18 protein-coding genes are annotated in these 21086 nt (G+C 62.5%); 5 read left to right on the forward strand and 13 right to left on the reverse strand.

Annotated elements, in window-relative coordinates:
* Nucleotide 1 precedes the first annotated feature (1 nt).
* The 8 genes from B0E42_RS18415 to B0E42_RS18450 form a co-directional block, all read right to left on the reverse strand.
* On the reverse strand, nucleotides 2–805 hold the full coding sequence (locus tag B0E42_RS18415) for an ABC transporter ATP-binding protein (RefSeq protein WP_053184799.1): 804 nt from the start codon (nucleotides 803–805) through the stop codon (nucleotides 2–4).
* Entirely contained in the window at nucleotides 802–1950 is a 1149-nt protein-coding gene (locus tag B0E42_RS18420) for an ABC transporter permease (RefSeq protein WP_018602697.1), read from the reverse strand. The genes B0E42_RS18415 and B0E42_RS18420 overlap by 4 nt, the downstream gene beginning before the upstream one ends.
* Nucleotides 1951–2002: 52 nt before the next feature.
* Nucleotides 2003–3028, reverse strand: a complete 1026-nt coding sequence (locus B0E42_RS18425) for a DUF5924 family protein (RefSeq protein WP_024617274.1) — start codon at nucleotides 3026–3028, stop codon at nucleotides 2003–2005.
* Nucleotides 3029–3252: 224 nt separating this feature from the next.
* Nucleotides 3253–4644: a pitrilysin family protein gene (locus B0E42_RS18430; RefSeq protein ID WP_077506988.1), complete on the reverse strand. Its 1392-nt coding sequence runs from the start codon at nucleotides 4642–4644 to the stop codon at nucleotides 3253–3255.
* Nucleotides 4645–4844: 200 nt separating this feature from the next.
* Nucleotides 4845–6503: a Na/Pi cotransporter family protein gene (locus tag B0E42_RS18435; protein ID WP_077506989.1), complete on the reverse strand. Its 1659-nt coding sequence runs from the start codon at nucleotides 6501–6503 to the stop codon at nucleotides 4845–4847.
* A gap of 348 nt (nucleotides 6504–6851) precedes the next feature.
* Nucleotides 6852–7619, reverse strand: a complete 768-nt coding sequence (locus B0E42_RS18440) for a TerC family protein (RefSeq protein ID WP_077506990.1) — start codon at nucleotides 7617–7619, stop codon at nucleotides 6852–6854.
* A gap of 61 nt (nucleotides 7620–7680) precedes the next feature.
* Entirely contained in the window at nucleotides 7681–8988 is a 1308-nt protein-coding gene (locus B0E42_RS18445; protein WP_014335839.1) for a CitMHS family transporter, read from the reverse strand.
* A 463-nt stretch (nucleotides 8989–9451) separates the two neighbouring features.
* Nucleotides 9452–9778 (reverse strand): DOPA 4,5-dioxygenase family protein, encoded by a 327-nt coding sequence (locus tag B0E42_RS18450; protein WP_018602685.1) that lies wholly within the window; start codon nucleotides 9776–9778, stop codon nucleotides 9452–9454.
* Between the two features lie 84 nt (nucleotides 9779–9862).
* Between B0E42_RS18450 and B0E42_RS18455 the strand changes: the two genes are divergently transcribed.
* Nucleotides 9863–10522 (forward strand): NAD(P)-dependent oxidoreductase, encoded by a 660-nt coding sequence (locus tag B0E42_RS18455; RefSeq protein WP_077506991.1) that lies wholly within the window; start codon nucleotides 9863–9865, stop codon nucleotides 10520–10522.
* Between the two features lie 96 nt (nucleotides 10523–10618).
* Here B0E42_RS18455 and B0E42_RS18460 read toward each other — a convergent pair whose 3' ends face one another.
* A complete protein-coding gene (locus B0E42_RS18460; protein ID WP_024617332.1) occupies nucleotides 10619–11569 on the reverse strand; it encodes a LysR family transcriptional regulator in 951 nt (316 codons plus the stop codon).
* Between the two features lie 114 nt (nucleotides 11570–11683).
* On the opposite strand from B0E42_RS18460, the gene betC reads away from it, so the two are divergent.
* The 3 genes from betC (at nucleotide 11684) to B0E42_RS18475 (ending at nucleotide 15892) form a co-directional block, all read left to right on the forward strand.
* On the forward strand, nucleotides 11684–13198 hold the full coding sequence (betC, locus tag B0E42_RS18465; RefSeq protein WP_077506992.1) for a choline-sulfatase: 1515 nt from the start codon (nucleotides 11684–11686) through the stop codon (nucleotides 13196–13198).
* A 15-nt stretch (nucleotides 13199–13213) separates the two neighbouring features.
* A complete protein-coding gene (gene choX / locus B0E42_RS18470) occupies nucleotides 13214–14134 on the forward strand; it encodes a choline ABC transporter substrate-binding protein (protein ID WP_077506993.1) in 921 nt (306 codons plus the stop codon).
* A 189-nt stretch (nucleotides 14135–14323) separates the two neighbouring features.
* Nucleotides 14324–15892, forward strand: coding sequence for a SulP family inorganic anion transporter (locus B0E42_RS18475; RefSeq protein WP_077506994.1), 1569 nt, complete (start codon nucleotides 14324–14326; stop codon nucleotides 15890–15892).
* A 129-nt stretch (nucleotides 15893–16021) separates the two neighbouring features.
* Here the strand turns inward: B0E42_RS18475 and aroE are convergent, their stop codons facing one another.
* Nucleotides 16022–16843 (reverse strand): shikimate dehydrogenase, encoded by an 822-nt coding sequence (gene aroE, locus B0E42_RS18480; protein WP_077506995.1) that lies wholly within the window; start codon nucleotides 16841–16843, stop codon nucleotides 16022–16024.
* 13 nt (nucleotides 16844–16856) lie between these two features.
* Nucleotides 16857–17771 carry an oxygen-dependent coproporphyrinogen oxidase gene (gene hemF / locus B0E42_RS18485; RefSeq protein WP_077506996.1) on the reverse strand — a complete coding sequence of 305 codons (915 nt, stop codon included), beginning with the start codon at nucleotides 17769–17771 and terminating at the stop codon, nucleotides 16857–16859.
* A 163-nt stretch (nucleotides 17772–17934) separates the two neighbouring features.
* Between hemF and B0E42_RS18490 the strand changes: the two genes are divergently transcribed.
* Nucleotides 17935–18912 (forward strand): NADPH:quinone reductase, encoded by a 978-nt coding sequence (locus B0E42_RS18490; RefSeq protein ID WP_077506997.1) that lies wholly within the window; start codon nucleotides 17935–17937, stop codon nucleotides 18910–18912.
* 415 nt (nucleotides 18913–19327) lie between these two features.
* Here the strand turns inward: B0E42_RS18490 and B0E42_RS18495 are convergent, their stop codons facing one another.
* Both B0E42_RS18495 and dprA read right to left on the reverse strand, forming a co-directional pair.
* Nucleotides 19328–19885, reverse strand: coding sequence for an L-threonylcarbamoyladenylate synthase (locus B0E42_RS18495; protein ID WP_018603585.1), 558 nt, complete (start codon nucleotides 19883–19885; stop codon nucleotides 19328–19330).
* Nucleotides 19886–19946: 61 nt separating this feature from the next.
* Nucleotides 19947–21041: a DNA-processing protein DprA gene (gene dprA / locus B0E42_RS18500; protein WP_077506998.1), complete on the reverse strand. Its 1095-nt coding sequence runs from the start codon at nucleotides 21039–21041 to the stop codon at nucleotides 19947–19949.
* Nucleotides 21042–21086: the final 45 nt, after the last annotated feature.

Raw genomic sequence — 21086 nt, forward strand, 5'->3', positions numbered from 1 at the left:
GTCAAACCTCGTTGGATTGTGTAGCGGCCGATAACGCCGCGCGGCCGCGAGGGCCATGGAAGTATTCGTGAATCCAGGCGTCGTCGGTTTCCGACACCTTGTCGATGACATCGGCCACCAGCACTTTTTTCTGCGCCAGCACCGCCACCCGGTCGGTGATGGTGTAGAGGGTGTCCAGGTCGTGGGTGACCAGGAACACGCTCAGGCCCAGGGCATCGCGCAGCGTCAGAATCAACTGGTCGAACGCCGCCGCACCGATGGGGTCGAGGCCGGCGGTGGGTTCGTCGAGAAACAGGATGTCCGGGTCCAGGGCCAGCGCACGGGCCAGGGCGGCGCGCTTGATCATGCCGCCGGACAGCGAGGCGGGGTACTTGTCTGCGGCCGAGAGTGGCAGCCCGGCCAGCGCGAGTTTCACCGCTGCCAGGTGCTCGGCGTCGGCCCGGCTGAGCCCGGCGTGTTCGATCAGTGGCAGGGCGACGTTTTCTGTCACGGTCAGTGACGAAAACAGCGCGCCTTTCTGGAACAGCACGCCAAAGCGCCGTTCCACCCGCGAACGTTGCTCCGCAGGCAGGCTCGGCAAGTCCTGGCCGAACACCCGCACGGAACCCTCGCTGGGCCGGTTCAGGCCGACAATGCTGCGCAGCAGCACCGATTTGCCGCTGCCGGAGCCGCCGACCACGGCGAGAATCTCGCCCTTGTACACGTCCAGGTCGAGGTTTTCATGCACGCTCTGGCGGCCGAAGCGATTGCACAGGCCGCGCACTTGAATCACCGCCTCGGTGGGCGGCCGCGGGGGTTGGCTCACCAGCTCATCTCCATGAAAAACAGCGCGGCCACGGCATCGAGCACAATCACCACGAAAATCGACTGCACCACGCTGGACGTGGTGTGAGCCCCGACCGATTCGGCACTGCCACTGACCTTGAAACCTTCCAGGCAGCCCACGGCGGCGATCAGGAAGGCAAAGATCGGCGCCTTGACCATCCCCACCAGGAAATGCTGCACGCCAATGTCCGACTGCAACAGCGACAGGAACATGGCCGGGGAAATACCCAGCGACAGGGCACACACGACACCGCCGCCGATAATGCCCGAGAGCATGGCCAGGAAGGTCAGCATCGGCAGCGCCACCAACAGCGCCAGCACCCGTGGCACCACCAGCAACTCCACCGGATCAAGGCCCAGGGTGCGGATCGCGTCGATTTCTTCGTTGGCCTTCATCGAGCCGATCTGCGCGGTGAACGCGCTGGCGGTGCGGCCCGCCATGAGAATCGCTGTGAGCAACACGCCGAATTCACGCAGGAACGAGAATGCCACCAGGTCCACGGTAAAGATGCTGGCGCCAAAGTCGGCCAGCACCGTCGCGCCGAGGAACGCCACCACCGCGCCGACCAGGAACGTCAGCAGGGCGACGATAGGAGCCGCGTCCAGGCCGGTCTGTTCGATGTGAACGACCATCGCTGTCATGCGCCAGCGCCTGGGGCGAAACAGGTTGCGGGCCAGGGTTTCGAGGATCAGGCCGACAAAACCCAGCAGTTGCAGGGTGTCTTGCCAGACTTTGTCCACGGCGCGGCCGATACGCGTCAGCAACTGTGTCATCACGCTGACGGGCTGCTCTTTCACCGGCACGCAGAAGTCCGTCAGCGAGCAATAGACCGTCTGCAACAGCGCCCGCTCGGCGGCCGGCAAGCTGCAATCGGGGTGCTCGGCGGTCTTGCCCAGCCGTTCGGAGCCCAGCAGTTCCACCAGCAACGAAGCCCCGGCGGTGTCGAGGGCGCCGAGGCCGTTGAGGTCGATCAGGGTGTTCTCGTCGTATTGGCCGCGCAAGGATTCGCTCAAGCGCTTGAGCTGCGCGTAGTGGGCCAGCGTCCAGTCGCCGCTGACCCATAGCTGCGCGGGGGCGCTAGACGTGTCCAGCCGGGCAGTGCCGGTGGGGGATCCGGGGGTCATAAGCTCCATGCTCGTTCGACTTGAACAGCGCTACCTAATAGCACGACCGCCGTTATTTTGCTTCGGGTGTGGCGGCGTTCACAGTGAAACGCAGCACACCGATCATCTGGCCATTTTCCGTCAGCACCCGCACTTGCCATTTGCCCGTCGGGTCTTGCGGGAAGTTCTGCTTGTGGGTCCAGGCGCGATAGCCTTCCTTGCGTCCGCCATGGATGTCCAGGGCGATGCGGTCGACTTCTTTGCCGTTGAACTGCCAGACGTGATAAATCCGCTCATCGAGCCCTCGCGGCGCGTTGATGGCGGTGTAGGCGTACAGGCCGCTGCCGCGGATCTGGGCCGCACTGACCTCCTTGAGGCTGGCGCCCGGCGTGCGGTCCTCCAGTTGTGTGCTGATCGCCACTTCGGTCATCCACAGCGTGGCCGGTGGCACCCAGGAGCGCAGCACCCAGCCGGCGGCGCCAATCCCCAGGGTGATGCAGAGGATCGCCAAGGCGTTGCGTACAGTGCGGATCGGGAAGATCGAGGCCAGGCTGGGGAACGACAGCAGCATGGCAATGCCCAGCGCCAGCTTGAAGCTCTGGTCGGTGGTCAGGTGCAGGATGACCGGCAAAGAGGTGAGCAGGGCGGCGAACAGCGTCAGCGTGTGCAACGCCAGGAATGCCCAGCGCCGGGGCGCCAGCCATTTGTAGTACAGCGGGTCGGTGATCGAAATCAGCGCCGCGACGGTCAGCAGGCCGGTGAAAATCAACTGGCTGCTGTTCCAGGTGGTGGTGATGAAGAAAAACGGCAGGACGAAAAACAGGCTCTCCTGGTGAATCATCTGCGTGGCGTAGCGCAGCAGCGGCTGGGGGATTTCCCGTTTGAAAATCCGCGTGAACAGCCGGGTCATGCTGTTTTCGACCATCAGCCAGAGCCAGCTCACCAGCATCATGATGGCGATCCAGGTCGCCAGGCCCTGCTGGCGGTCCACCAGCATGAAACTGCCGACCCCGGAAATGAAACCACCGAGCGCAATGACCCCTGGATAGCGCTTCATCAGTTCAAGGATGCGCTGGATGTAGAGAGTCAGGTTCTGCATTCGGTGGTTTCACAGTAAGTCGTAGGAAATATCCCTGACAGAGTATCGTCAGGACATCGATGTGACGAGTGCTCTGTGGCAAGTGGGATTTGCTGTGGGAGCAAAGCTTGCTCGCGAAACAGGCGCCTCGGTTTCTGAAAGACGCGCGTCGCGTCCATCGCGGGCAAGCCTTGCTCCCACACAGCAGACAGATGCCCTCGCCACAAATGTGTGCCGCCCCGAGATCATTCTTCGTTCGGTCGAGCCTTGCGTCGCACCTGCCACACCACCAACCCGAGCAACAGCACCCCCAGCAAACCGCCCAGCCCCCAGACGAGCTCATCGTCACTGAGCAACGGCTTCTCGATGCGCAGGTAACCCGGGTCCTTGAGCAGTTCGCGCAGGGCCACGTTGGCTTGTTCCAGGCTCACCCCCTGCAGGCGCAGGGCCGGGTTGGCGAAACGGCCGTCTTCATAATCGCCCAGGGCGCCCCAGTAGTAATCGGCCAGTGCGCTGTTGCCTTGAACCGCCCAAGACTGATGGGCAATGGCCGCGCGCTTGATGCGCACGAAATCGGCGGGGTCCAGGCCATCCTTGAGCAAGGTCTTGCGCAGCGCTTCCAGCGCCTGTTCGGCTTCGGGCAAGTCTTCGCGGGACAGGTCGGCGTTCAGGCTGAAGAAGCCGACGCCGCCGAGCACCTCGCGTTCGGTCCACGGCCCGTAGGACAGGCCATGGGCCAGGCGCAATTGGCGATAGAGCGCCCAGTCCAGGTAATCCTTGAGCAGGTCGAAGGTTTCGTCATGCTGCTCGTCCAGCACCGGTTCCGGGAACAGCCAATGAAGCTTGGCGCTGTCGCCGGACAGGCCACGGATCAGGTTGCGCTTGGTGACCGCCTTGTAGCGGATCTGCGGCAACGCCTCGTGCGCGCTGGGCTCCACCGGCTCGAGTTCGCCAAAGGCACGTTCCAGATAGGCCGGCAGCAGTCGGTCGAGATCGCCGACCACGATCAGCGTCATGTTGTTCGGCGCATACCAGGCCTTGCGCACTTGTTCGAGGCGGGCGAGGGTATGGCGCTCGACCTCGGCCCGTTCCGCGCACCGCAGGCCCAACTCAACCGCCAGCTGGTTGCTGGCCTTGTGGCCCAGGTCCTGGTGATCGAGCCAGCGTTGCAGGTGGGTGTAGTGGCCACCGTCCTCGCGTTCCACCACCCGCTTGGCTGCCTCCAGGGCTTTTTCATCGATGCGGGTGCGGGTCAACAGCGCCAGCAGCAGCTCCAGGACCTTGCGTTGATTGCGTGCCGGCGCCTCGATGACGAACGTGGTGTCGGCATTGCTGGTGAAGGCATTCCACTCGCCCCCCAAAGCCTGCATGCGCTCCTCCAGGCCGCCTTCACCGCTCTCATCGACGCCGCTGAACAGCAGGTGTTCGAGCAGGTGCGGCAGTTCCTTGTCGGCGCAACTGAAGTCGTCCAGGCCCACGCCGACCACCAAGCGGATCGCCACATGCCCGCGCTCGGTGCCGGGCTTGAGCAGCAGTTGCATGCCGTTGGGCAACATATAGCCTTCGACCTGGAACCGGTCCAGGGCGACCACGGGCAGTGAGCCGAGCAAAAGAAAGGCGAACAACAGACAACGCATAAGGGCTTCCTGGCGACTGAGTGGGGTCCATGGTGCCGGGCAGGCCGTCATCGGCGGATCGCTGCCCGGAGTCGGCTCGCTCCCCTATCGAATCTATGCGTTTTTCATGACAACGGGAGCAGGCGGGCCGGCGAACGCTTTCAGGCCCGAGCCATTGTTATTGACTGACATTGTTACTGACTGACCAATGCGCCAGTCGTTCACGGCGAATGGGTAATGTCGCTAATTTCATCCGCCGCCAGCGCGCCGATCTCGGCGGTCTCCAGGACCACATAGGCGCTGCCGCAAAACAGCGAATTGAGGCGCCTCATGTCGGCGATCAGCTCCAGGTGCAGGGAACTGGTCTCCAGGCTTTGCACGACCTTGCGCTGCAAGCGGCTGACATGGGCATGGGCCATGCGCCGTTCCTGCGCCCGAAAGCGACGTTTCTCACGCAGCAACTGACGGGCGCTTTCGCGGTCGGCACTGAGGAATACCGACAGCCCCAGGCGCAGGTTGGCGATCAGGTGGCTGTGCAGCCCCGCCAACTCTTCCAGGCCTACTTCGGAAAAGGAGCGACGTTGCGAGGTCTTCTGCTGCTGGACCTTGCGCAACATGCGCTCGATCAGGTCGCTGGCCAGTTTCAGGTTGATCGCCAGCTCGATGATTTCCGCCCAGCGGCGGCTGTCTTGTTCGCTGAGGTCCTCGCGGGGCATTTGCGCCATGTACAACTTGATTGCGCTGCACAACGCTTCGACGTCGTCACTCATGCGCCGCACGTCCTGGGTCACCGCCGTTTGCGCACCGCGCAGCACGTCCAGCATGGCTTCGAGCATGTTTTCGATCAGGTCGCCAATGCGCAAGGTTTCCCGGGCCGCGTTCGCCAGCGCCAGGCTCGGGGTGGCGAGGGCCGCGGGGTCCAGGTGGCGGGGCTTGGCCGTGCCGTTGGTGTCTGGACGTTCCGGCAGCAACCAGGCACAAAGCCGCGCCATGGGGCCGACGCTGGGCAGCAGCACCAGGCAACGCACGGTGTTGTAGAGCAGATGGAAACCAATCACCGTTTCCTGGGGGCTGAAATCCAGGCTGTCGAGCCAGCCCACCAGCGGGTCGAGCACTGGAATGATCAACAACAGCCCGATCAACTTGTACAGCAGGCTGCCCAGTGCCACCTGGCGCCCGGCGGTGTTCTGCATGCTGGTGCTGAGGAACGCCAGTATGCCGCTGCCGATGTTGGCGCCGATCACCAGGCCGATGGCCACCGGCAGGCTGATCACCGCGGCGCCGGCCAGTGTCGCGGTCAACAGCACGGCGGCGAGGCTGGAATAGGAGATCATCGCGAACAACGCGCCGACCAAGGCATCGAGCAGGATGTCGCCGGTCAGCGAGGCGAAGATCACTTTCACGCCCTGGGCGTGGGTGATGGGCGCCGCGGCTTCGACGATCAATTGCAGGGCCAGGATGATCAGGCCCAGGCCGATGCCGACCCGACCCATTTGCCCGACGCGGGTCTGTTTGCGCGAGAGGAAAAAAATCACCCCGAGGAAAATCAGCAGCGGCGACAGCCACGACAGGTCGAGGGTCAGCACCCGTGCCATCAGCGCGGTGCCGACATCGGCGCCGAGCATGGTCGCCAGGGCTGGGGTCAGCGCCATCAGACCCTGGCCGACGAACGAGGTGACGAGCATGGCCGTGGCGTTGCTGCTCTGGACCATGGCCGTGACCATGATGCCGGCGACAAACGCCAGCCAGCGCCGGGACATGTTCTGGCCGATGACATGGCGCAGGTTAGAGCCATAGACCCGCAAGATGCCGGTACGCACGATATGCGTGCCCCAGATCAGCAGGGCGACGGCGGAGAGCAAATTCAGCAGGGTCAGCATGAGGAGCCCCCTGTTAGCGTCCCAAAGGGACAAATTGGCGATGCCACATTCTTCGTTCTTGTACTTAAGCTGTAGTTGGCGAACGGTTCGGGCGCCAGCATTGCACAGCTAAAGAATCGTTTGAAACAAATCCGTCATAAAATCCGCTTCATCAAAAACACCACAACCCCCTGTGGGAGCGAGCCTGCTCGCGATGGCGGCAGCACATCCAACATCACCGGTTCAGACAGACCGCTTTCGCGAGCAGGCTCGCTCCCACAGTTGCTCAATCAAGCTGATCGAGCGGCCAGTTTTCTGCGGGCATGAAAAAGGGGCTCCAAGAGCCCCTTCATTCATTGCCCTATGCCGTTACTGACCCGGCATGTCCTTGCGCAGTTTCACCGGATCCTGCTGCTTGCGCTTGCGCGCCATGGCAGTACGCATCTTGATGTTGACGGCTTCGACCGCCAGGGAGAATGCCATGGCGAAGTAGACGTAGCCTTTTGGCACATGCACGTCGAACGACTCGGCGATCAGCACGGTACCGACCACCAGCAGGAACGACAGCGCCAGCATCTTCAGCGATGGGTGCTTGTCGATGAACTCGCTGATGGTGGCCGAAGCCAGCATCATCACCAGCACGGCGACGATGATCGCTGCCACCATGACCGGCACGTGGGAGACCATGCCGACGGCGGTAATGACCGAGTCCAGGGAGAACACGATGTCGATGATCGCGATCTGGATGATGGTGTAGATGAAGTTGCCGCCCTTGCCCGAAGGTTCGTCGTTGGTTTCATCTTCGCCTTCCAGCGCGTGGTACATCTCCTGGGAGCTTTTCCACAGCAGGAACAGGCCACCGAAGAACAGGATCAGGTCACGACCGGAGATGCCCTGGCCGAACACTTCGAACAAATCGGCCGTCAGGCGCATGACCCAGGTGATGGACAGCAGCAACAGGATCCGCGTGACCATGGCCAGCGCCAGGCCGAAGATCCGGGTGCGCGCCTGCATGTGCTTGGGCATGCGGCTGACCAGGATCGAGATCATGATGATGTTGTCGATGCCCAGGACAATTTCCAGGGCGGTCAGGGTAAAGAAGGCAACCCAGATTTCCGGGTTGGTCAGCCATTCCATGTGAGTTCCTTTGAGCGAGTGTTAGGCCGCGCCGCTGATGGCGGCGCAGCGGGCGTTGCTTTTATAGAGTGCTGAACAGCGGAAAAATCCCCATCAGCAAGGCGGCGAACATTATGCACAGGCAAACCAGTACTGCCCACTTCAAGGTGAAGCGCTGGTGATCGCCGAACTCGATCCCGGCCAAGGCTACCAGCAGGTAGGTCGACGGAACCAGTGGGCTCAACAGATGGACGGGCTGGCCGACGATGGAGGCACGGGCCATTTCAACGGCGGTGATGCCGTAATGGCTGGCTGCCTCGGCGAGAACCGGTAACACCCCGTAATAAAATGCATCGTTAGACATGAAGAACGTGAACGGCATGCTCACCAGGGCGGTGATGACCGCCAGGTAAGGACCGAGGAACTCCGGGATGACCGCCAGCAGGCTCTTGGACATGGCGTCGACCATGCCGGTGCCGGACAGGATGCCGGTAAAGATACCGGCCGCGAAAATCAGCCCGACCACTGCCAACACGCTGCCGGCGTGGGCCGCAACGCGGTCTTTCTGCTGTTGCAGGCACGGGTAGTTGACGATCATCGCAATACTGAACGCCACCATGAACAGCACCGGCAGCGGCAACAGGCCGGCGATCAGGGTGCACATCAGGCCCAGGGTCAATGCGCCGTTGAACCAGATCAGCTTTGGACGACGAGCGTCCGGGAACTGGGAAACGCTGATTTCGCTGTGGTCGATTTCATCTCCGACCAGGTGCAGTTCACCCAGGCGCGCACGCTCGCGCTTACCGTACATGTAGGAAATCGCCAGGATCGCCACCACACCGGCCAGCATCGCGGGAATCATCGGCACGAAGATGTCGGACGGGTCCACATGCAGCGCACTGGCCGCACGGGCCGTCGGGCCGCCCCATGGGGTCATGTTCATCACGCCGCCGGCGAGGATGATCAGGCCAGCCATGATGCGCGGGCTCATGCCGATGCGGCTGTAGAGCGGCAGCATCGCGGCCACGCAGATCATGTAAGTGGTCGCGCCGTCACCATCAAGGGAAACGACGAGCGCCAGAACGGCGGTACCGACCGAAACTTTCAACGGGTCGCCCTTGACCAGCTTGAGGATCTTGCGCACGGCCGGGTCGAACAGGCCGGAGTCGATCATCAGGGCAAAATACAGAATCGCGAACATCAGCATCACCCCGGTCGGGGCGAGCTTGGTGATGCCTTCGAGCATCATCGGGCCGATTTTCGGCGCAAAGCCACCGAACAGGGCGAACAGGATCGGGATGATGATCAGGGCGATCAGCGCGGACAGGCGCTTGGTCATGATCAGGAACATGAACGTGATGACCATGGCGAAGCCAAGGAAAGTCAGCATGGGAAATACTCCAGGCGTGGCGCGGCTATGAAAGGCGAACCGGACAGGTCAGCGCAGGATGCAGAGCACGAGGGGAACGGATGGAGTGGGTGCAGCGGGACGGGTAGCAGCGGACATCAGAATCACCATTGTTGTTGTTAAAAGGGCCGAGCGAGCCTTGAAAACTCGCTTTTGGCCGACCGGTCTTTTGCCGGAAGTGGGGTGATCCTAATCGCGCAAGCTTTCAGTCAGCTTTCGTTGCAGGCAATGGAGTTTTTCTGTGAGGCAAGGCTCACCTGTGGGAGCAAAATTTATCTGTGGGGTAAAGCTCACCTGTGGGAGCAAAATTTATCTGTGGGGCACAGCTCACCTGTGGGAGCAAAGCTTGCTCGCGATGAAGCTGACACATTCCCACTTGAGAGCCGCGGCGTCTTTATCGCGAGCAAGCTTTGCTCCCACAGAAAATCGGTGCTCCACCGGTCAATCAAAATGCTGAAAGATTCAACGGCCGCACCGCGCCCATCCAGATCGCATGCTCGGTGTGGTCGATCAGGTCATCGCCGGTCTCCGGGTGCAGGAAAATCACCAGGCCCTTGCGATTGAGCGCCAGCCACGGCAGGACCACGCCGATGTACTGCGGATCGAACGCCAACTGACAGCTCCAGTCCGGGTGCGGGCCGACCGGGCGTTGATGAACGCGGCCCATTTTCAGCGGGAACAGCTGCGCCGCTTCCTCGCACAAGGCCCGCGCCTGGTCCAGGGTGCTGGCGTCGAAATACACGTGGGCGTGGTAGCCCTTGATCCGCTGCATCTGTCACTCCTTGAAAAGAGGCCGAACCCTCGCCGTTTGCCGCAGGTCAGAGCCTTTACACGCGGGATAAAGAGGAAAGCAGCCATGAAAAACGCCGAAACCCCGGTCACCAAAGTGGTGCTCTATGGTGCCATGAGCAGCCTCGGCAGTGCGTTGATGGCTGAAATGCTGCGGCGCCAGCACGAAGTCATCGCCATTCTCGACGATCTTACCGCCCTGGCTCCACGCCCGGGCCTGCGGACCAAGACTGGTGATCTTTTCGATCCCGAGCGGGTCAAGCAAAGTGTTGCCGGTGCCAGCGCCGTGGTGTGTCTGCTCAACGCGCCGGGGTTGCCGATGAACAGCGAACACGTGGAGCGCACCTTGATTCCCGGCCCGGTGGAGCAAGTATTGGCCGTGGATGCCCTGATCGCTGGCATGCAGGCGGTGAATATTCCCCGGCTGTTTCTGGTGGGCGACTTTGCGATGCTCGACGAAGAGCAGGCGGACGATGATTTGCAGCGCCATGCCGCCGAAGAAGTCCTCGATGCCCTGAAGAACAGCACCCTGCAATGGACCTTGATCAACGCCCCCTATGCCGCGCCTGGCCTGGGTATCGAACATTTCAGCCAGGTCAGTACCAGCCTCGAACCCGGCATGGCCGAATCCCTGGAGCGGCTCAGCCGGGTGGCGGTCGGCATCGCCGATGAGCTGCGCCTGAACCTGCACGTGGGCGAGCACGTCAGCTTCGTCGCCGCCAACTAGCTGTGGACATCCCGTGGCGAGGGGATTTAGCGAAACGTCGCACCGCCCCGCTGGGCTGCGAAGCGGCCCCAAAAAAACCATCATCTACCCACGCACTCAAACAGCAATCGACGGCAACGGCAGCCCCGTGAGCGATTCTGCACTGTTGGCCTGTTCTTCCATCAGCCAATCGACGAATTGCCTGATCAACACACCGCGGCGTTTACGTTGGGGCAAGACCACGTAATACCCCAGCCGCGACAGCACCGTTTCAGCGATAGGACGACACAGCAGCCCCTGGGCCAATAAGTTATCCACAAGGTGCCGCCAGCCGATGGCGACGCCCTGGCCGCCAATCGCCGCCTGGATGAGCAGTGTGTAGTTGTCGAAGCGCAGTTGCCCGGGCGCCGGCGGTGAGGTGATGCCCAGCTCGCGGAATACGCCGCTCCAGTCGAACCAGCTGTTGCTGTTGCCCGCGCGCAGGTGCAGCAACGGAAACTCCGCCAAGGCCTGGGCGGACAAGGGCAGGGGACGATCCTTGAGCAGCAGCGGACTGCACACAGGAAAGACTTCTTCGCTGAACAACCAACGACTTTCACCTTGTTTGAAGCGACCGTCGCCGAACAGCACCGCAACGTCGATATCGGTGCGCAGCATGTTGTGGTTGCGTTCGCTGGTCACCAGGCTGACGTCCACCTGGGGGTTGGCGGCGTGAAAGCGATGCAAGCGCGGCATCAGCCAATAGGCGGCGAAGGCGAAGTCCGTGGCCACTTGCAGCACTTCATGCTGGTGCTGGGCGGTGATTGCGCTCAGCCCGGCATCGATGCTTTGCAAGCCGGCCTGGACCTGCTCGAACAGGATCGTCCCGGCCTCGGTCAGTTCGATGCCGCGGTAGATGCGGTCGAACAACCGCGTACCCAGTTGCTCTTCCAGGCGCTTGATCTGCTGGCTGATGGCCGGTTGCGTGGTGCCCAGCTCAATCGCTGCCGCCGTAAAGCTTTGCTGGCGAGCTGCGGCTTCAAAGGCACGGAACAGTTCCAGGGACAGGTTACCCAGGGCGTCATACATAAGCTGTGCTTATCCTAGTCATTATCCTGCATGGGCTTTACCCCAAAACCCGGGGGCTACATGCTCAATCGCAGCAATGTCGCATAACTGCCTACTATGGAATGCCGCGAATACATGAAGCGCAAGAACATTCTTTTCATCATGGCCGATCAAATGGCCGCGCCAATGTTGCCGATCTACGGTCCTTCGCCGATCAAGCTGCCGAACCTGTCGCGCCTCGCCTCTGAGGGCGTGGTGTTCGATGCCGCCTATTGCAACAGCCCGCTGTGCGCTCCGTCGCGTTTTACCCTGGTGAGCGGCCAGTTGCCGAGCAAGATCGGTGCGTACGACAACGCGGCGGATTTCCCGGCGGACGTGCCGACTTACGCCCATTACCTGCGCCGCCTCGGCTACCGCACGGCGTTGTCCGGCAAGATGCACTTTTGCGGGCCGGACCAACTGCACGGCTACGAGGAGCGCCTGACCAGCGACATTTACCCGGCCGATTACGGCTGGGCGGTGAACTGGGACGAACCGGACGTGCGGCCGAGTTGGTACCACAACATGTCGTCGGTGTTGCAGGCCGGGCCGTGCGTGCGCACCAACCAGCTGGATTTCGATGAAGAAGTGGTGTTCAAGGCCCAGCAGTACCTGTTCGACCACATTCGCGAGGACGGTGACCAGCCGTTTTGCCTCACCGTATCGATGACCCACCCACACGACCCGTACACGATTCCCAAGGCGTTCTGGGATTTGTATGACGACAACGACATCCCTTTGCCGCAGACCCCGGCGCAAACGGCGCTCGATCCCCATTCCCAGCGGCTGCTGAAGGTTTATGACCTGTGGGACAAACCACTGCCTGTGGATAAGATTCGCGATGCCCGCCGCGCCTATTTCGGCGCGTGCAGCTACATCGACAGCAACGTCGGCAAGCTCCTGCAAACCCTGGAAGACACCGGTCTACTGGACGACACGATCATCGTATTCTCCGGCGATCACGGGGACATGCTCGGCGAAAAGGGCCTCTGGTACAAAATGCACTGGTTCGAAATGGCCGCCCGCGTGCCGTTGCTGATCAGTTCGCCGGGGCAGTTCGCCAGCGGCCGGGTGGGCGCGGCGGTGTCCACCGCCGATTTACTGCCGACCCTGGTCGAGCTGGCCGGTGGCACGCTGGAACCGGGCCTGCCGCTGGATGGCCGTTCGCTGGTGCCGCATCTGCAAGGGCAGGGCGGGCATGACGAAGTCTTCGGTGAATACATGGCCGAAGGCACCATCAGCCCGTTGATGATGATCCGTCGCGGCCCGTGGAAATTCATCTACAGCGAAGATGACCCGTGCCTGCTGTTCGACGTACGCAACGATCCCAAGGAACTGGAAAATCTCCGCCAATCCCCTGAGCATCAATCCTTGTTCGCCGATTTTCTCGCCGAGGCGCGTGCCAAGTGGGACATCCCGACGATTCATCAACAGGTGCTCGCCAGCCAGCGACGCCGCCGTTTTGTCGCCCAGGCGTTGAGCCTGGGCAAACTCAAGAGCTGGGATCACCAGCCGCTGGTGGACGCCAGCCAGCAGTACATGCGTAACCACATCGACCTCGACGATCTGGAGCGCAAGGCCCGTTATCCACAACCCTGCCAAAACCAATAACGTAAGGGGCAAGCCATGCAAAAGTTATCCACAGTACTGACCGCTGGGCTGTTGGCGTTGAGCAGTGTTTCGGCCTGGGCCGAGCAAAGCTGCGAAACGGTGAAGATGGCCGACCCGGGCTGGAGCGATATCGCCGCCACCAATGCCATCACCGGTTTCCTGCTGGATGGGATGGGCTACAAGGCCAAGGTCGACACCCTCGCGGTGCCGATCACCTTCGGTGGCCTCAAGGATGGCCAGGTGGATGTGTTTTTGGGTAACTGGATGCCGGCGCAGCAGGGTTTCTATGACAAGTTCGTCGCCAATGGCGACGTCACGCAATTGGCCAAGAACCTGGACGGCACCGAGTTCACCCTGGCGGTCCCGGACTACGTCTGGGACGCCGGTGTGCATAACTTTGCCGACCTGAACAAATTCGCCGACAAGTTCGACAAGAAGATCTACGGTATCGGCTCTGGCGCTCCGGCCAACCTCTCCCTGAAAGAAATCATCAAGACCAATGACTTCGGCATGGGCGAGTGGAAACTGGTGGAATCCAGCGAGCAGGCGATGCTGGCGGAAGTCTCTCGGGCGGTGAAGAAACAGAAGTTCGTGACCTTCCTCGGCTGGACCCCGCACCCGATGAACGTGCAATTGAAAATGCACTACCTCAAGGGCGGCGAGAAATACTTCGGCGACACGGGCAGTGTCTACACCCTGACGCGCAAGGGTTATGCACAGGCCTGCCCGAATGTGGGCAAGCTGCTGACCAACCTGAGCTTCACCCAGGACATGGAAAACAGCATCATGTCTGAGGTGGTGAACAACAAGGTCAGCAACGCCGATGCGGCCAAGGCCTGGATCAAGGCCAACCCGGCGGTCCTGGATAAATGGCTGGACGGTGTCAAGACCCTCGATGGCAAGGATGCGCTGGTGGCGGTGAAGGCCAAGCTCTGACGGCGGAGCACTGTTGCAAGGGGATTATTGTGGGAGCAAGGCTTGCCCGCGATGAAGACGACTCGGTCTTTCAGAGACCGAGGTGCCTGTTTCGCGAGCAAGCTTTGCTCCCACATAAATCCCCTCGCCACAGGGAGAACGGTGCCTTGTCCTGATACCCTTGTTTGCAAACCCCATCCCTGAGGCCCCATGGCAATCCCCACGCGCCGTTCACTCTTGCCTTTCCTGAGCTGGCTGCCCCGGCAGACCCGCGCCAGTGTCGGCCGTGACCTGATCGTCGGCCTGAGCGGCGCGATTCTCGCGTTGCCGCAGTCCATTGCCTACGCCCTGATTGCCGGTTTGCCACCGGAATACGGCTTGTACGCGGCGATCGTGCCGGTGCTGATCGCCTGCCTGTGGGGTTCGTCGTGGCACCTGATCTGCGGGCCCACGGCGGCGATTTCCATCGTCTTGTACGCCACCGTCAGTCCGCTGGCCGTGCCCGCCAGCCAGGACTACATCACCTTGATCCTGCTGCTGACGGTGTTGGCAGGCATTTTCCAATGGTTGCTGGGCTTGTTGCGTTTCGGGGCGCTGGTGAACTTCGTCTCCCATTCGGTGGTGCTGGGGTTCACCCTGGGCGCGGCGGTGGTCATCGCCCTGGGGCAGTTGCCGAACCTGCTGGGTCTCGACCTGCCGAATGAAGCCACGGCACTGAGGGGGCTGCTGATGCTCGTCGACCACATCGGGGCTGTGGATAAGCCGTCACTGCTGTTGGGGTTGGGGACCCTGCTCCTGGGCGTGGTGCTCAAGCGCTTGCTGCCGCGCTGGCCGAGCCTGTTGATAACTTTGGTCATCAGCAGCCTGGTGGTCTGGTTGTGGCCGGCGATGTTCGCGCATGTGGCGCTGGTCAGTGCCTTTGCCGGGCGCCTGCCGCCGCTCACGTTGTTGCCGTTGGACCTGGAGCTGATCCTGCGCCTGCTGCCCGGTGCGGTTGCGGTGGGCATGCTCGGGCTGGTCACCAGCCTGTCCATCGCCCGCTCGCTGTCGGTACGTTCCGGGCAATTGCTCGATGCGAACCAGGAGGTGAGGGCGCAGGGGCTTTCCAACATTGTTGGAGGATTTTTCTCCGGATCATTGTCGGCCGGTTCCTTTACCCGTTCCGGCCTCAGCTATGAAGCCGGGGCCTGCTCGCCCCTGGCCGGGGTGTTCTCGGCCTTGTGGGTGGCGTTGTTTGCGGTCGCCGGGGCGAACCTGATTGCGCACATCCCGATTCCGGCCATGGCCGGCAGCATTTTGCTGATCGCCTGGGGGCTGGTGGACCACCGCGGTATCCGGGCGTTGTACCGCGTGAGCCGCGCCGAATTCGTGGTGATGGGCCTGACCTGCCTGGCCACGTTGCTGCTGGAGCTGCAAACCGCTATCTACGCTGGCGTACTGGCCTCGTTGTTCTTTTACCTCAAGCGCACTTCACAGCCGCGGGTGCAGCATTTTCGCGAAGGGGAGGCGGAGATCCTGCGGGTCGGCGGCTCGATCTTTTTCGGCGCCAGCCATTACCTGCAAGCACGCCTGCAACGGTTGCAGGCGCAGCGGGTGGTCATCGATGCCCAGCAGATCAACTTCATCGATTATTCCGGGGTGGAAATGCTCCACCAGGAAGCCCGGCGCCTGCGCAGCCAAGGACGTAGCCTGACCTTGCGCATGGCCCGGCCGCAGGTGGTGGAGGAGTTGTTGAAGCTGGAGGGGGCGCAGAAGTGCCCGATTCACTTCGAAGACTGAAAGGGCTCAGGTACACAAAACTTGGTGCAAGAGGACTTGTGGGAGCAAAGCTTGCTCGCGATGAATACGACGCGGTCTTTTGGAAACCGAGGCGCCTGCGTCGCGAGCAAGCTTTGCTCCCACAACAGCTTAAAGCGCCAACTGGCGGCGCAGCTCGGCCAGCACTGGCGCGGTGTCCGGGCGTACCCCGCGCCACAGGTAGAACGCTTCGCCCGCCTGTTCGGCGAGCATGCCCAGGCCATCCATCGCCACCGCCGCGCCGTGTTCCTTGGCCCAACGGCAGAACGAGGTCGGTTCCTTGCCATACATCATGTCGTAGCAAACCGTCTTGCCGGGCTCGATCAGGCTGGCGGCAATCGGCGGTACATCCCCCGACAGGCTCGCGGAAGTGGCGTTGATGATCAGGTCCACCGGCTCTTGCAGCCAGTCGAACCCGCTGGCGGAGACCGGGCCCAGGTCGGCGAACAACTCGGCCAGCAATTCGGCTTTTTCCACCGTGCGATTGGCGATGATCACCGAGGCCGGCGCTTCGGCCAGCAGCGGTTCCAGGGCGCCGCGCACCGCGCCGCCGGCCCCGAGCAACAGGATGCGCTTGCCCTTGAGGCTGAAGCCGGCATTGACGGTCAGGTCCCGGACCAGCCCGGCGCCGTCGGTGTTGTCACCCAGCAGACTACCGTCGGCCAGTTTGCTCAACGTATTGACCGCCCCGGCCCGCTGGGCCCGTTCAGTCAGGCTGTCGGCCAGGCGGAAGGCGTCTTCCTTGAACGGCACGGTGACGTTTGCCCCACGTCCCTCGCGGAAAAATTCTCGGGCGCAACCGGCGAAATCCTCCAGGGGCGCCAGCAGCGTGCTGTAGTCCAGGGTTTGCCCGGTCTGCTCGGCAAACAGGCGATGGATCAACGGCGACTTGCTGTGGCCGATCGGGTTACCCATTACAACGTAGCGGTCCATGGACAATCCTCGTTCAGGCCGTCGCCAGCCAATCGCGATCTTGCAGGAAGTACTCGGTCAGCCGCGCTTCTTCGCTGCCCGGCTCGGCTTTCCAGTCGTAGCCCCAGCGTACTTGCGGTGGCAGGGACATCAGGATCGATTCGGTACGTCCACCCGATTGCAGCCCGAACAGGGTGCCGCGGTCGTAGACCAGGTTGAACTCCACGTAGCGCCCACGGCGAAACTCCTGGAATTCCCGCTGTTTGGCGGTGAACGCGTCATGCTTGCGGCGGCGCACGATCGGCAGGTACGCGTCGATGTAGGCGTCGCCGATGGCGCGGATGAAGGCGAAGCAGGTGTCGAAATCCCACGCGTTCAAGTCGTCGAAAAACAGGCCGCCGATGCCCCGGGGCTCGTTGCGATGCTTGAGGTGGAAATAGCTGTCGCACCAGGCCTTGTAGCGCGGGTACACCTCGGGGCCGAACGGCGCGCAGGCCTGCTCGGCGACACGGTGCCAATGGACGCAGTCTTCTTCGACGCCGTAGTAAGGCGTCAGATCGAAGCCGCCGCCAAACCACCAGACCGGCTCTTCGCCTTCCTTTTCGGCGATGAAGAAACGCACGTTGGCGTGGGAGGTTGGCACGTGCGGGTTGTGCGGGTGGATCACCAGCGACACGCCCAAGGCTTCGAAGCCGCGCCCGGCCAGTTCTGGCCGATGGGCGCTGGCCGAGGGTGGCAGGCCGCTGCCGAAGACGTGGGAAAAGTTGACGCCGCCCTTTTCGATCACCGTGCCGTTCTCGATCACCCGCGTGCGACCGCCACCACCGGCCGGCCGGGTCCAGGCATCTTCGACGAAGCGCGTGCCGCCGTCTTCGGTTTCCAGGGCGGTGCAGATACGGTCTTGCAGGTCGAGCAGGTAGGCTTTCACGGCCTCGGTGCGAGTGGACATGACATCACCTTGATCAGGGCTACGCTACGCGGCGTATGGCGGGCCGGTGGCAAATGGGCGCACAGGATACCACCGCACTTGCCCACACCACAGTTGACGACGGTCAAGCTTAGGAGTCCGATAGCGGGCTTGGTAAAAGTCCTGCGACAAGGAGAAAGTGAAGATGGCCAAACGTATCCAGTTCAATTCCCACGGCGGTCCCGAAGTGCTCGAGTACGTCGATTACTCGCCTGCCGAGCCCGGCCCGCAGCAGGTGCGCGTCAGCAACAAGGCGATCGGCCTGAATTTCATCGACACCTACTACCGCAGCGGCCTTTATCCGCCACCGGCATTGCCATCGGGCCTGGGCGCCGAAGGCGCGGGCGTGGTCGAAGCGATCGGCTCGGACGTCACGCGGTTCAAGGTCGGCGATCGAGTGGCGTACGGCAGCGGCCCGCTGGGGGCCTACAGTGATGTGCATGTGTTGCCCGAGGCCAACCTGGTGCATCTGCCCGAATCCATCAGTTTCGAACAGGCGGCGGGCGTGATGCTCAAGGGCCTGACCGTGCAGTATCTGCTGCGCCAGACCTATGAACTCAAGGGTGGCGAAACCATTCTGTTCCACGCCGCCGCTGGTGGTGTGGGTTCCCTGGCCTGCCAGTGGGCCAAGGCCTTGGGTGTGAAGCTGATCGGCACCGTCAGCTCGCCGGAAAAAGCCGCCATCGCCAAGTCCCACGGCGCTTGGGAAACCATCGACTACAGCAAGGAAAACGTCGCACAGCGGGTGCTGGAACTGACTGACGGTAAAAAGGTGCCCGTGGTGTACGACGGGGTTGGCAAGGACACTTGGTTGACGTCGCTGGACAGCGTCGCCCCCCGTGGCCTGGTGGTGAGCTTCGGCAACGCCTCGGGTGCGGTGGACGGGGTGAACCTGGGAATTCTCTCGGCCAAGGGCTCGCTCTACGTCACCCGCCCGACCCTGGCGACTTACGCCAACAACGCCGAAAACCTGCAGCGCATGGCCGATGAACTGTTCGCAATGATCACCAGCGGCAAACTCACGGTGGACATCAACCAGCGTTACCCACTGGCGGAAGCGGCCAAGGCCCATACCGAGTTGTCGGCGCGGCGCACGACGGGGTCGACCACTCTCCTGCCTTGAGTTACAGGGTGTTTGTGATGGCCTCATCGCGGGCAAGCCTTGCTCCCACAGGGTATGTTCTGTGGAAGTAGATCTCCCACAGGGTATGTTCTGTGGAAGTAGATCTCCCACAGGCCATGCTCTGTGGAGGTAGATCTCCCACAGGGTATGTTCTGTGGAAGTAGATCTCCCACAGGGTATGTTCTGTGGAAGTAGATCTCCCACAGGGTATGTTCTGTGGAAGTAGATCTCCCACAGGGTATGTTCTGTGGAAGTAGATCTCCCACAGGCCATGCTCTGTGGAGGTAGGCCTCCCACAGGCCATGCTCTGTGGAGGCAGATCTCCCGCAGGCCATGCTCTGTGAAAGTAGGCCTCACTCCCACAGGTTTTACTCTGTGGGAGCAAGGCTTGCCCGCGATGAACGATGACGCGGTATCAGTCCGGGCGCACGACCTTGCCAGTAGCCAGGTCGCGAATCACGCTGGGGTTCCTGCGCCCGCCCAGGTTGCCGCCCAGCACCAGGTCGATCTGTCCGCGGAAATACTGCTCGACGCGAATCCGCGTGCGCGCCGCCGGGCGTCCTTGGGGGTTGGCCGAGGTGGACACCAGCGGTCCCACCAGCGAGCACAAATCGCGCACGGTGGGGTGATCGCTGACCCGCAGGGCGACGGTGTCGTGCACCCCGGTGATCCATTCCGGCAGCAGGTTCTGGTGCGGCACCAGCCAGGTATTGGGTCCCGGCCAGGTGCTGGCCATGCGGTCCATCCAGGTTTCGGGGAAGTCTTCGAACAGGAAGTCGAACTGGTGGATGTTGTCAGCCACCAGGATCAGGCCTTTGTCGGGCAGCCGCGACTTGATCGCCAGCAGGCGTTCCACCGCCTCTTCGTTCCATGGGTCACAACCCAGGCCCCAGACCGCTTCGGTTGGATAGGCAATCACCGCCCCGGCGCGAATTTCTCGCGCGGCTTGTTGCACACGCCAACTGTTGACCATGAAAGATTCTCCCGCAACGCAAATAAGGCTGTGGGCAGTTTACCGATCTTCCCCATAAAACCTAGCGCGCAAACCAGCGTCCGTTGTCACAGGTGGCGCGGCCTTCCATCTCCAGTTCGGTCAACGCCGCCAGCACTTTGGGCAAGCCCCAGCCACTGGCGTCGGCCAGCGCCTCACTGCTCAGCGGCGCGGCATGCAGCAGGCGCAGCAGCGGATGGGTGACGGGCACGGGCTCCGAGGCCGGCGACAACCGCTGCCAACCGCGCAGCGCTTCGAGGATGTGCTCGACGGTTTCCACCAGCGCCGCACCGTCGCGGATCAACTGATGGCAGCCCCGGGCCCCGGGGTGATGGATCGATCCGGGAATGGCGTACACCTCGCGGCCCTGTTCCGCCGCCAGTCGCGCGGTGATCAGCGAACCGCTGGCGACACTGGCCTCCACCACCAGCACGCCCAGGGACAAACCGCTGATGATCCGGTTGCGCCGCGGAAAGTTGCTGGCATGGGGCGGCGCGTCCAACGGGAACTCCGACAACACCGCGCTGCCCTGGGCAATCATCGCGTCCGCCAGCCGACGATTGCGCTGTGGATAAAAATTTTCCAGGCCGGTGCCCAACACGCCGACGGTGCGCCCGCCAACGTCCAACGCCGCCTGATGGGCCGCCGCATCGATGCCCAGGGCCAGGCCGCTGGTGATGACAAAACCGGCCCCGGCCAGGCTGCGGGAAAACGCCGCGGCAGTGTCCATGCCGGGGCGTGATGCCCGGCGACTGCCGACCATCGCCAGCTGGGGTTTTTCCAGGATCGAGGGGTCGCCAGCGACGAACAGCAGCGGCGGCGCGTCGCTGATCTGCGCCAGCAGCGCCGGGTAGTCGGGTTGGTCCCACATCAGTAAATGCTGGCCCGCACGCTCCAGCCAGGCCAATGCATGGGCGGCGCCGTCACGCACATCCGGGTTGCGCCGCGCCTCGGCACAGGCCAGCGGCAAGCCCAGCGTGCGCCAGGCGCTGGCCGGTGCACTGATGGCCTTGGAGGCCGAGCCGAAGGCCTCCATCAGCGTCATGAAACGTTTGGGTCCCAGCTCCGGCAAGCGGTGAAGGCGTAGCCGGGCCTCCAGTTCCGCAGGGGAAACCGGCGCAGATTCAGGCAGTGGCATGTGATCAATCCTTGATCGTTATGAGCCCCGTTCAAACGGGAACAA

This window comes from Pseudomonas sp. A25(2017) (assembly GCF_002001065.1).
GTDB classification, from domain to species: Bacteria; Pseudomonadota; Gammaproteobacteria; order Pseudomonadales; family Pseudomonadaceae; genus Aquipseudomonas; species Aquipseudomonas kilonensis.